Origin of the sequence: Citrobacter sp. Cpo069 (assembly GCF_030332785.1) — a bacterium.
GTDB classification, from domain to species: Bacteria; Pseudomonadota; Gammaproteobacteria; order Enterobacterales; family Enterobacteriaceae; genus Citrobacter; species Citrobacter portucalensis.
The window spans coordinates 69,429-81,587 of sequence record NZ_JAOWHD010000045.1; the positions used below are offsets into that span (position 1 = coordinate 69,429).

Below are 12,159 nucleotides of genomic sequence, written 5' to 3' on the forward strand. Positions count from 1 at the left end.
CAAATTTCGAGTCGTATCAAGGTGGTGACACAGATGCAGCTTGAAAAACGACGGGTATATATCGCCCTCGGCAGTAATTTAGCCTCCCCTCTGGAGCAGGTTAATGCTGCCGTGAAAGCGATCGGGGAAATCCCTGACAGCCGAATCGTGGCTGTCTCCTCATTTTACCGTACGCCACCATTAGGCCCACAGGATCAACCCGATTACCTGAACGCCGCCGTCGCACTGGAAACCACCCTTGCGCCGGAAGAATTACTCAATCACACCCAACGCATTGAGTTACAGCAGGGCCGGGTGCGCAAAGCCGAACGCTGGGGACCACGAACGCTGGACCTCGACATTATGCTGTTTGGCGATGAAGTGATTAACACCGAACGTCTGACCGTACCGCACTACGACATGAAAAACCGTGGTTTTATGCTGTGGCCGCTCGCTGAAATCGCGCCGGATCTTATCTTTCCAGACGATAAACAACCACTTGCGTTTTTCATCCAGCAAACCACTCCTCGTCCGGCGCAATGGTAACCGCGTTATATAATAAATTAATTATGAAAAGCCTCACTCAAATTAATTAAACTACATTTTCCTTTCAGTAAATCTAATTAACACATACTACTCAGACATCATCCATGCAAAACAATTATTATTAAAGACCAGTAGTTGTTTGTTCCTTGCGCTTTATCACACAAACCTATATCCCATAAAAATATATTTCAAAAAACAAAGAAAGCCCTCCTACAATAATTTTAAAATAAAATGATTTTATAAAACTCATAGGCCCAAGTTATTTTACAAAACATTACTAACCGCTAGAATATGCCCCTGCTATTTAATATAGCAAAGTAGTAATTATCTAATATTTCAAATCCTGTAAGGATACAGTAATGAAAAAAGCAATTTTGGCAGCAGCTATGGTTATGGCAATGGGCTCAACTTCGGCAATGGCAGCGGATGCAGAAGGCGGTCAGCTTAATTTTCACGGTTTAGTCAGTGCTACAACCTGTTCTAAAGTCGTTTCCACCAGCCGTGGTGATGAATCCACTGATGGCAACATCTATCTGGAAACCGCAACCCCGGCGGATATCACCACTGAAGTCGCTGATGCTACTTACGGCGCAAAAGCAGAACCTTTCTCCATCGTTCTGAACTGTAAAGATGCATCCGGAGTCACTGGCGGCACCACCGTTGCAAAACTGTCAATGGTCTCTTCTTTTGGTAATACCAAAGGCACGCTGGATAACGACACCAACCTGACTGCCGCCGGTATGGCTGCTGCGAAAAACGTAAACATCGCGATTCACGATGCAGACACCAAAACGCTGATGAAAGTTGACGGTGCAGACGTTCACGAAGCCACCTTCGATGCCAGCCAGGTCGCTACCTATAACTTTGTAGCTTCTTACGTTAAAGCAAACGGCATTGATGACGTAACCCCAGGTCACGTTACCACTAACGCAATGTATACCTTTACTTATCAGTAAGCATTAACGCTTTACTGATGAAATAAGTATACAAAAAAGCGCGTTAATAGCATTAACCGGAATTATTACACCGTTTGTCATTAACACAGCTTGTAATAACGAGGTGAGAATTACGATTACTATCGCACCTCGTTTCTTAAATTAAGAACACCAAATCATCCACTGGCAAGGAATGCTCATGTTGAATTTTAAGAAAACGCTTACCACATTGGTACTAGCAGGAAGCTTATTGAGTAATACCAGTCATGCCGATATTATCATTTCCGGCACGCGTATCATTTATGATGAAAATAAAAAAGATGTCAGTATCCGCCTGGAAAATAAAGGTACCCGACCGCTGCTGGTGCAAAACTGGATTGATCTCGGGAATGATAATGCCGATCCAGGCAGTATTAAGGCCCCATTCGTCTCCACTCCTCCCGTTTCACGTATAGAACCAAAGCACGGTCAATCCGTGAAAGTAATGTTTACCCAAACCACAGCATTGCCAAAAGACCGTGAAAGCGTGTTCTGGTTTAACGTGCTGGAAGTACCGCCAAAAGCAGACGCCAACAAAGAAGAAAACAAAAGTTTGCTGCAGTTAGCTTTCCGCACTCGTATCAAACTGTTTTACCGCCCTGCCGGTTTACAGGGTTCGCCTGCAGAAGCCACCAAACAGTTGAAGTGGCAGATGGGGAATGAACAAGGCCATACGACGCTAAAGGTTAATAACCCAACACCTTACTACGTTTCATTTAATGATGCTGTCGTTACGGTTGGCGGGAAGCGCTATACCGTTGATGCCACCATGGTTGCGCCTTTGAGCAATGCCTCTTTTAACGTCAAAGGTCTACAAAATACCGTATCAGGCAAACTGGACTACCACGCCATTAACGATTATGGCGGCATGATCGAAGGCTCTGTTTCACTGTAATCGATTAATCAAAACGCAGGATGCAAAAGACGGTGCAAACTTTCCTTATACCGAATCGATGCCGAAAAAAACGCTACTGGCGATGTGCTGTGCACTGCTTTACAGCCAGCCCGGTTTTGCCGCAGAAAACGTCGAGTACGACAGCTCATTTTTAATGGGAAGTAGCGCGGCTAGTATCGATATCAGTAAATATTCCGACGGCAACCCTACGCCAGCGGGAACCTACAGTGTGAAAGTTTTCGTCAACGAGAAATCAGTAGCAAGCCTGACCCTTCCCTTTGTTGATGTTGGTAAAAATAGCGCGCAAGCCTGCCTGACGTCGAAGAATCTGGCACAGCTGCACATTAAGCAGCCTGAGATCGGCAACGAACACGCTATTCTGAAAAAAGGTGATGAAGATGGGGATGACTGCTTAAACCTACCTGCACTTATCGAGCAGTCAAACGTAAGCTTTGATATGGGTGAGCAGCGCCTGGATATCTCCGTTCCTCAGGCGTGGCTCATTAAAGGTTATTCTGGCTATGTCGAGCCCTCCTTGTGGGAAAGCGGCATCCCGGCTGCCCTGTTTTCCTATACCCTTAACGGCTACCACAGCACCAACCACGATACTGACAGCGATAGCTTGTATGCTGCATTTAATACGGGCATCAATCTCGGTGCATGGCGTCTTCGTGCCAGTGGTAACTACAACTGGGCGAAGGACGGCGGCAGCAATTTCGAATACCAGAACCGTTATCTGCAGCGCGACCTCCCGGCACTACGCTCACAGCTGATTGTCGGCGAAGCCTATACCACTGGCGAAACCTTTGACTCGGTGAACATCCGCGGGGCACGTCTGTATAGCGACACGCGTATGCTGCCTTCACAGTTGGCTAACTATGCGCCTATTATCCGCGGCGTCGCCAACACTAACGCCAAAGTGACCGTGACTCAGGGCAGTTATAAGATTTATGAAGCGACCGTTCCGCCGGGACCTTTCGAGATCAACGATATCAGCCCTTCCGGCTACGGTAGCGACCTGATCGTCACCATCGAAGAAGCTGATGGCAGTAAACGTACTTTCTCCCAGCCGTTTTCTTCGGTCATGCAGATGCAGCGCCCGGGCGTCGGACGCTGGGACGTGAGCGTCGGGGAAGTCAATAACGACGAACTTCATGACAAACCAAACCTGGCGCAGGGCTCATACTACTACGGTCTGAACAACTTTCTGACGGCCTACACCGGTATTCAGGCAACGGACAACGACTATTTCGCTGGACTCCTCGGTCTGGGTCTGAATACCCCCTTTGGCGCACTGGCGGTTGACGTTACCCATTCACGCGCAGATATCCCTGACGACGATACCTATCAAGGCCAAAGCTATCGCTTGACCTGGAACAAGCTGATTGAAGCGACCGATACGTCGTTCAACGTCGCGGCCTATCGCTACTCGACGCGAGACTACCTGGGCCTGAATGACGCGCTAGAGCTAATCGACGATGCCAAATTCAAAGGTACTGACGCTGAACGCAATACCATGAATAACTTCTCGCGTATGAAGAATCAGGTCACCGTCAGCATGAACCAACCTTTGCAGTCCGCTGAGGTTGATTACGGTTCATTTTATCTGTCAGCCACCTGGACCGACTACTGGGCAAGCAACGAGAGCCGCAGCGATTACAGCCTGGGTTATGGCAAAGGATTTTCCTGGGGCAGCATGAGTATCAACCTGCAGCGCACCTGGGATGAAGAAGGCGATAAGGATGATTCGCTTTATATCAACTTCAATATTCCGCTGGAGAACCTGCTGGGTGGTGAACGTCGCCGCTCAGGATTCAGCAACTTGAGCACCCAAATGCGTACCGATTTTAACGGTGGGCACCAGCTCAGCATGAACAGTAGCGGCAGCAGCGAAGACAATAAGCTGAACTACAGCGTGAATACAGGCTACACCATGCAAAAAGAGGGGAAGAACATCTCCGATATTGGTGGATATACCAGCTATCAGTCCCCATGGGGAGATCTTTCAGCATCCGCCTCGGCGAATAACGACAGTAACCGTCAGTATTCGCTCTCCACTGACGGCGGTTTTGTGTTGCACAGTGGTGGCTTAACGTTTACCAACGACAACTTTGGCAACAGCGATGCCATTGTGCTGGTGAAAGCGCCTGGCGCTAAAGGCGCTCGGATTAACGGTGGAAGCAGCACAATTGATCGTTGGGGTTATGGCGCAACGAACTCATTGACGGCCTACCGGGAAAACCAGGTCAATCTCGACATCGATACGATGGATAACGACGTCGAGCTGAAGAGCACCAGTACCACACTGGTACCACGCGATGGCGCGGTCGTTTTCGCCAGTTTCGAAACCGATGAAGGACGTTCAGCCATTCTCAACATGACGCGCAGCGATCACCAGACGATCCCATTCGGCGCCGAAGTTTATGAGAACAATGTACAGATCGGCAATATGGGCCAGGGCGGCCAGGCTTTTGTCCGCGGTATTAGCGATAACGGCGAACTTACGGTGCGCTGGTTTGAAAATAACCAGCCCGCAACCTGTACGGCAACCTTCCAGTTGCCAGCAACGCAACAAACGGTCGGCACCAGCCAGACCCTACTGTTAGACAACATTACGTGTCGTGTCATTAACCACAATACAAATGGAATCCCCAATGAAAAGGAATAAGCGCTTTTTAGCTGCCTCCGTACTCGCGGTACTCTTTCCGCTGGCCAGTCAGGCGGAAACACTTAACGTCGACTTCACCGCCACCGTGTTGGCCACTACCTGCAGCATGACCATTGCCGCCCTGGATGGCTCATCGGTTTCTGGCGATGCCACCAACGGCTATAAGCTAACGGTGGGCGATGTTGGTCTGGATAAGATCATTAAGAAATCAGCGGAATCGCAGAAGAACTTTAAGTTCGTCGCCAGCGATTGTGCCGGTTCATTGACCAGTATCACCACAGCACTGGCAACCTCGACCTCCGCCAGCGGTAACTTCATTAAAAATGAATCCGCTGATTCAGGCGCCGCCACCAATATCGGTATGGGCTTTAAACGTAAAAGCGTCAGTGATGAAACCTATATGACGCCAGGTTCTGGTTCCTTCACCTGGACCACTGAAGAACGTACTAACAATGCCGTCGAAATGACAGTGGCACTGCGCGAACTGACGGATGGCGCAGGTACCACCGGCGCATTCAGCTCTAAAGCGACCTTCACCTTCACTTATCAATAACAGGGACGATGATAATGAAAAAACAACTTTTGCGCGGGTTAATGATTGGCGCACTGGCAACGATGGGGGCGGGCGTTTCCACCATGGCGCAGGCTGACGGTACTGCACAGTTGGACTTAACCGTAGAGGCAAATATCACCGCCGGTACCTGTGCGGCATCAGTGCTTGACGGTGAGACCGCCACCGCTACGATTGGTCTTGGCGACGTGTATGTCTCGGAAGTTTTCGCAAAAAGCAAATCGAAATCCTTTAACCTACGCTTTAGCGACTGCGCAGGGTTAAAAGATAAAACGGCAAAACTGCGAATTGCTTCGTCAAACACCTTGTGCACCGGTTCAAATTCCAAGAACCCTGAGTTTGCCAACAACTCAACGTCAGCAACCAAAGCAGGTAAAACCGGTATGGAGATATGGTCAACAGCAACACCTGCTGGCACAGATAGCATCCAGTTCAACTGTGGCGACCCTACATCAAGCGAGCAAACTATCGACCTCTCAACCGCGACCTCTACCACCCCTGTCGATTATCCGTTAAGTGCGCGTCTGGTGCCGGTATCCAGCCCAGTAACAACCCTTTCTCAGATAACTGCGGGTGATTTTCTGAGCAATACTGTTTTCACCATTACTTACCAGTAACGGTAATCACCATGATGCGTTTGCGTAGATTCACACTCTCCGCGTTAATTCCGGGGCTGGCAACAGCCCTGGTTGTCGCGCCGCTGTATGCCGACACCAACGTGGATTTCACCGCCACCGTGCAGAAGGATACCTGCCAGTTAGAGATTAACGGCAGTGGAACGGTAAATTTCGCAACCGTAGGTCCCGCCTATTTTGCCGACGGCATTACTGCGGAAACTGATTATGAAGGCGGTCAAGAGTTTTCAATTAAACTTCTGCATTGTCCAATCAGTGACGGAGCCATCACTAATGTTACCTTTAACTTTACCCCCCAAAGCGGCCAGTTTGCGAAGGGCAATCAGCAGGTATTTGCGAATGATCTAACTCAGACCTCGGGCGGTGTGGCAAATGTAGGAGTAGTGATTTTCACCACAGATTCACCACGTCAAAATGTGTTGAATACTGACGGCTCGTCAAGGGCGATATTTTCCGCTACAGATTATAGCGATACAACCTGGACCTTTTATTCACGGATGCAGAAAATCCTGAGTACCGAAACGGTTACCCTCGGCGAATTAAGTAGCCATGTACTTGTCAATGTCACCTACCAATAAAATTCGGAACGACCATTAATAGGGAAATTAGCCATGAAAAAAAACATACTCCTTTTAATATCATCTCTATTTTTATGGTTAGGAGCCAGCAACGCTTATGCCTGGTCTGTCTATATTGGGCAAGCGACCTCGTATCAAGGAGGTGCAGAATATGCAGATGTACAAGACTACTCAGCTCCATTCTCATGGAACCTGCTCCCTTCAGTTGCCGCCCATACAGAATCAGGCTTACGCGAACTTGCCGTTTCTGGTGCGACAGAATTTGATCCCAAGCATGGGCTTAATTGTAACTATAACCACGATGTTCATAGTGTAAATCTTTATCATGGTTTTCAGAGTGCGGGTATTAAAAATAATAGCGGCAATCCATTATGGAAAACAAATACTACGGGTTTGTATCTTGGTATGGAAATTACCAAGATTAACTTTGGCACCGCCTATTACCCAGGGAGTTCATTTTGGGTTGACTGGAACGGCGGTGGTACGGATTATAAGTCCTTTGATCTGAATTTCATTAGTACCTCTTATGCAGATTTCTCCACTTTCTGTGATTCAATCGCATGGAAGAAAGGTTATTTTGAAATGGGGGGAATTGTTCTGTGGATTAAATTCCATCTTTATGCTGATGATACATTTAAGCCAACCACATCAGCAGTTAACGTTACCTTTCCAACAAGTACCGGTTACAACTTCCGATTTAAGCTTTCAGACACCAGTATCGGTGGTGGCAACCACTACCTTGATTACGTCATCAGTCCAGGTTCAATAACGATTCACTACCCAACATGTACTGCCACTGCCGTTACAGGTGAAGGTGTTTCAGGATCTACCGTGCCTTTTGGCAGTCGCAACGCAGAAGAACTGAAAGGCGATGGTGTGACAAAAGACTTTTCAATAAAATTAAGTAACTGTACCTACATTAAAAATGTCGAAGTGAAGTTAGGATCAACAATAACAGGCAGCAGTGACAACGCATTATTGGGTAATACTTTAACATCTGGTGCCGCCAGCGGTATTGGCGTGACGGTTGCCGGCGAGAAGAACCCAGCAAGCATCAGCGACTGGATGACGATCATGCCAAACAACTCCAGCTCCGTTTATAAGTTTACGAATATGGAAGACTATACTTATAGCAATATCGGTAACCCCGATCAGATTCTGAATTTCAGAGCAACGCTGAAACAAGACGGTAGCAACACCATCAAACCCGGCGAGTTCAAAGCGACAGGCAGCTTCACTATCGACTACCCCTAAGCGCGTTAATCCGGCGGCTCTCGCTGCCGGGAATACACACAAAGGGCTAACGCTTTTCTGCTTCATTCCCCTACAATGCGGCCATTATATTCATCAATATTATGGCCGGAGAGGTTATGAGCAAACCCACCACTATCGCTGTGTTGCAAAAATGCAAACAAGAGAAAAAGCGCTTCGCGACTATCACCGCCTACGACTACAGCTTCGCTAAGCTGTTTGCCGATGAAGGCATCAACGTGATGCTGGTCGGTGATTCGCTGGGCATGACGGTACAGGGGCACGACTCCACCCTGCCCGTCACCGTTGAAGACATTGCTTACCACACCCGAGCCGTGCGTCGCGGCGCACCGAATTGTCTGCTGCTCTCCGACCTACCGTTTATGGCTTATGCCACTCCGGAGCAGGCGTTTGAAAACGCTGCGGTGGTCATGCGCGCGGGCGCTAATATGGTCAAAATCGAAGGCGGCGCCTGGCTGGTAGATACGGTGAAAATGCTCACCGAACGCGCGGTGCCGGTTTGCGGTCATCTGGGATTAACGCCCCAGTCGGTGAATATCTTCGGCGGCTATAAAATTCAGGGCCGCGGCGACGCCGGGCAGGTACTGCTGGATGATGCGCTGGCCTTAGAAGCCGCTGGCGCTCAGTTGCTGGTGCTGGAGTGCGTGCCGGTTGAACTGGCGAAGCGCGTCACTGAAGCGCTGTCGATTCCTGTAATTGGTATCGGCGCCGGTAACGTCACCGACGGTCAAATCCTCGTCATGCATGATGCCTTTGGCATTACCGGTGGCCATATCCCGAAATTTGCGAAGAATTTCCTCAATGAAGCAGGCGACATGCGCGCCGCAGTGCGGCAGTATATGGCTGAAGTGGAGTCCGGAGTTTATCCGGGCGAAGAGCACAGCTTCCACTAATTTTCTGACCGTGCCGGATGACGACGCTACGCGTCTTATCCGGCCTACGGTACCTCAGGCAACTCAAGGAGTCTTGTCGTGTTAATCATTGAAACCCTGCCGCTGCTGCGCCAGCATATTCGTCGTCTGCGTCAGGAAGGCAAACGCGTCGCACTGGTTCCCACCATGGGTAACCTGCACGACGGCCATATGAAACTGGTCGATGAAGCAAAAGCGCGGGCTGATGTGGTGTTCGTCAGCATTTTCGTTAACCCGATGCAGTTTGACCGACCAGACGATCTGGTGCGCTATCCGCGCACCCTGCAGGAAGATTGCGAAAAGCTGAACAAGCGTAAAGTCGATTATGTCTTTGCTCCGGCCGTTGAAGAGATCTACCCGCAGGGTCTGGAAGGCCAGACTTTCGTTGATGTTCCCGGCCTCTCTACCATGCTGGAAGGCGCCAGCCGCCCAGGCCACTTCCGTGGTGTTTCCACTATCGTCAGCAAGTTGTTTAACCTGATCCAACCCGATATCGCCTGCTTTGGTGAAAAAGATTTCCAACAGCTGGCGCTGATCCGCAAAATGGTAGCGGACATGGGTTATGACATTGAGATCGTTGGCGTACCGATTATTCGCGCCAAAGACGGTCTGGCCCTCAGCTCACGTAACGGTTATCTAACGGCAGAACAGCGTAAAATTGCGCCAGGCCTGCACAACGTGATGAACGGTATCGCTGAAAAGCTGATTGCGGGTAATCGTGAGCTGCAAGAAATTATTACCATTGCCGAACAAGAACTGAATGAAAAAGGCTTCCGCGCCGACGATATTCAGATTCGTGATGCCGACACGCTGCTGGAGTTGACTGAAACCAGTAAACGCGCGGTGATTCTGGCCGCAGCATGGCTGGGTCAGGCTCGTCTGATCGATAATCAAAGCGTTACATTAGCCCAGTAGACAGGGGTTAAAAATCGGGCAATACTGCCTGAAGATTTCTCAAAGCAGGCCAGTCGCGCCTGCTTAGCCAAGGTAAACGACAGGGTATAGAAGTTATGATTCGCACCATGCTGCAAGGCAAGCTCCACCGCGTAAAAGTCACGCAGGCGGACCTGCACTACGAAGGCTCCTGCGCCATCGACCAGGATTTCCTCGATGCCTCAGGTATTCTGGAAAATGAAGCTATTGATATCTGGAACGTGACCAATGGTAAACGTTTCTCAACCTATGCCATTGCGGCTGAACGCGGCTCCAGAATCATCTCGGTGAACGGTGCAGCGGCGCACTGTGCTGAAGTTGGCGACATTGTGATTATCGCCAGCTTCGTCACTATGTCTGACGAAGAAGCCCGTACATGGCGTCCGAAAGTGGCCTATTTTGAAGGCGACAACGAAATGAAACGCACTGCAAAAGCCATTCCGGTACAGGTCGCCTGACAGCCCTTACCCCTGCGGCTGATTGACTATCAGCCGCGACATTGTTTCCAGCGAATCCGTCCGCAGGATATACAGCCGCTTTAGCAACATCGGGTTATCGCCAGGCTTCACCTTCCCTTTCACCGTCGTCACCGCCAAATGAAAACCAGCGTCATGCGCCGCTTTCACCGCCGTCGCGTTATAGCCGCCAAACGGGTAGGAAAGATAGAGCACATGCGGATTAAACTGCCCGAGCGCCCGACGGGAGTGTTCAAAATCAAACAGAATATTGTGATAGTTACGGCTGAGTAAAATTGGTCGTCGCTGGCCATCCACCCGATGCAAGAAATGGGTGTGCGACTGGAAGTCGAAAACATCTTTAATCCCTTCCAGCTCGGAAATACTCATAAACTGCAGCGATTTCGGATCCCACTTCTGTGGGTGGCGCTTGATACGTGAGCTAATGATAAACGCCGTCGCCTTAAAGCCATACTGCTTGAGGACGGGATGCGCATAGCGGCTAACGGACTTCAGGCCATCATCAAACGTAATAACGACCGAACGCGCCGGAAGGTTTGCGCGATTATTGAGGTAGTCTTCTAACTGATACATCGTCAGCGTGGTATAGCCCATATCTCGCAGCCAGGTCATCTGGTTACTGAACGCGCGCACTGATGTGGTGGTGGAGGTATGACGAAAACGCGTGTTCTCTTCATCGCGCAGAATATGATGGTAAGTCAGAATCGGGATACCGTTATCCTGCTGAGCATCCAGCGCGCTAATGTAGGCCAGTCTGCCGCCAATGCGGATCTGGTACCAGGTCTGGTTGAGACGGTCTTTAAGCTTGCTGATAACCGGATATCGCAGATTATCCGCCAGCACGCCAAACGGAGCGCTACCGACATCCGGAGCGTTATACACCGGCGTATCTTTCCAGGTAATCAGGTTCTGGTTACTCAACGGTTTATTTAAGTCACCCAGGCCGTCTTCCACACGCTGATGCCCCTGCACAGGTTCCAGGTGCCCTTTGTCGATGTAGCCTTTGCCAAAACCGAAGTTGAAGGTGTAGTAATCCTTTGCATCCGGTTCAACGGCAATAATCTGTCCCGCGCGTAAATTACCGACAGTCTCAGTCTTATTGCCAACATGTGCCCAAATCACCGCATCTTCCGTGGTTTGCATATAGCGAGCGGGCAAGGCCGCACCTACGCCACCAGAAAACAGGAGCAACAGAACAAACAGAACGCGCATAACCATATGATTTAACCGAGGCGAGAAACCTCGGTTATTGTAGCAAAAGCATCATCAATACCAATGATTAATACTCATACAAATCATGCTTCAACACGAAGGGGGGATTTTTTTGTTGTTGATGCCAGAGGCTGGAGACTTCGGGGCCGCCAAGCGCGACGATGCAATCGCGAAACGCAGAACTGCTCAGCGATTCCCGTGACGAAATCATTCGCTCAAGCAATGGATAGCTGATACCTGAAATCACTTCGCACTGGGGATGTTTATGACTCATTAACGAAGCCACACGGTAAGGCGCAGCCCCGGCCATATCCGTCAGGAATACTACCCCTTCACCAGAGTCTGTGGCATGCAGGGCATGGCACATCATGCGGCTTAACATATTCGAGCTGAGCCCACGCCAGAAACTTACCACCTGACATTGCTCCAACGGGCCGTACTTTTTCTCCAGACGATGCAGCATATCCTGTGCCTTATCGTCATGACAGGTAATTACCCAACCTAACATT

General features: G+C 49.7%; 13 protein-coding genes. 11 read left to right on the plus strand and 2 right to left on the minus strand.

All coding sequences use genetic code 11. The features are described from left to right. Window positions 1-33: 33 nt before the first annotated feature. The 11 genes from folK to panD all read left to right on the plus strand — a co-directional run bounded on the left by folK (window position 34) and on the right by panD (window position 10,420). Window positions 34-525, plus strand: coding sequence for a 2-amino-4-hydroxy-6-hydroxymethyldihydropteridine diphosphokinase (gene folK, locus OGY08_RS08400; RefSeq protein ID WP_008786242.1), 492 nt, complete (start codon window positions 34-36; stop codon window positions 523-525). A 359-nt stretch (window positions 526-884) separates the two neighbouring features. Beyond that, on the plus strand, window positions 885-1,481 hold the full coding sequence (locus OGY08_RS08405) for a fimbrial protein (protein ID WP_125362720.1): 597 nt from the start codon (window positions 885-887) through the stop codon (window positions 1,479-1,481). 178 nt (window positions 1,482-1,659) lie between these two features. Continuing rightward, window positions 1,660-2,394 carry a fimbrial chaperone gene (locus OGY08_RS08410; RefSeq protein WP_008786240.1) on the plus strand — a complete coding sequence of 245 codons (735 nt, stop codon included), beginning with the start codon at window positions 1,660-1,662 and terminating at the stop codon, window positions 2,392-2,394. A 58-nt stretch (window positions 2,395-2,452) separates the two neighbouring features. Further along, the gene (locus tag OGY08_RS08415) at window positions 2,453-5,062 is read left to right on the plus strand and encodes an outer membrane usher protein (protein ID WP_125362763.1); all 2,610 of its coding nucleotides are present in this window, start codon (window positions 2,453-2,455) and stop codon (window positions 5,060-5,062) included. Beyond that, entirely contained in the window at window positions 5,049-5,615 is a 567-nt protein-coding gene (locus OGY08_RS08420) for a fimbrial protein (protein WP_103285753.1), read from the plus strand. The genes OGY08_RS08415 and OGY08_RS08420 overlap by 14 nt, the downstream gene beginning before the upstream one ends. 14 nt (window positions 5,616-5,629) lie before the next feature. Then, the gene (locus OGY08_RS08425; RefSeq protein ID WP_103285754.1) at window positions 5,630-6,250 is read left to right on the plus strand and encodes a fimbrial protein; all 621 of its coding nucleotides are present in this window, start codon (window positions 5,630-5,632) and stop codon (window positions 6,248-6,250) included. Window positions 6,251-6,261: 11 nt separating this feature from the next. Then, complete coding sequence (locus OGY08_RS08430) at window positions 6,262-6,846, plus strand: fimbrial-like protein (RefSeq protein WP_125362721.1); 585 nt, start codon at window positions 6,262-6,264, stop codon at window positions 6,844-6,846. A gap of 33 nt (window positions 6,847-6,879) precedes the next feature. Then, a complete protein-coding gene (locus tag OGY08_RS08435) occupies window positions 6,880-8,100 on the plus strand; it encodes a fimbrial protein (RefSeq protein ID WP_075553053.1) in 1,221 nt (406 codons plus the stop codon). 116 nt (window positions 8,101-8,216) lie between these two features. Continuing rightward, window positions 8,217-9,011: a 3-methyl-2-oxobutanoate hydroxymethyltransferase gene (gene panB / locus OGY08_RS08440; protein WP_111466107.1), complete on the plus strand. Its 795-nt coding sequence runs from the start codon at window positions 8,217-8,219 to the stop codon at window positions 9,009-9,011. Window positions 9,012-9,089: 78 nt separating this feature from the next. Then, complete coding sequence (panC, locus tag OGY08_RS08445; RefSeq protein ID WP_008786233.1) at window positions 9,090-9,944, plus strand: pantoate--beta-alanine ligase; 855 nt, start codon at window positions 9,090-9,092, stop codon at window positions 9,942-9,944. Between the two features lie 95 nt (window positions 9,945-10,039). Further along, window positions 10,040-10,420, plus strand: coding sequence for an aspartate 1-decarboxylase (gene panD / locus OGY08_RS08450; RefSeq protein WP_000621526.1), 381 nt, complete (start codon window positions 10,040-10,042; stop codon window positions 10,418-10,420). Window positions 10,421-10,426: 6 nt separating this feature from the next. Here panD and OGY08_RS08455 read toward each other — a convergent pair whose 3' ends face one another. Continuing rightward, window positions 10,427-11,656 carry a polysaccharide deacetylase family protein gene (locus tag OGY08_RS08455; RefSeq protein ID WP_125362723.1) on the minus strand — a complete coding sequence of 410 codons (1,230 nt, stop codon included), beginning with the start codon at window positions 11,654-11,656 and terminating at the stop codon, window positions 10,427-10,429. A 61-nt stretch (window positions 11,657-11,717) separates the two neighbouring features. Then, complete coding sequence (locus OGY08_RS08460; RefSeq protein WP_125362724.1) at window positions 11,718-12,158, minus strand: PTS sugar transporter subunit IIA; 441 nt, start codon at window positions 12,156-12,158, stop codon at window positions 11,718-11,720. Window position 12,159: the final 1 nt, after the last annotated feature.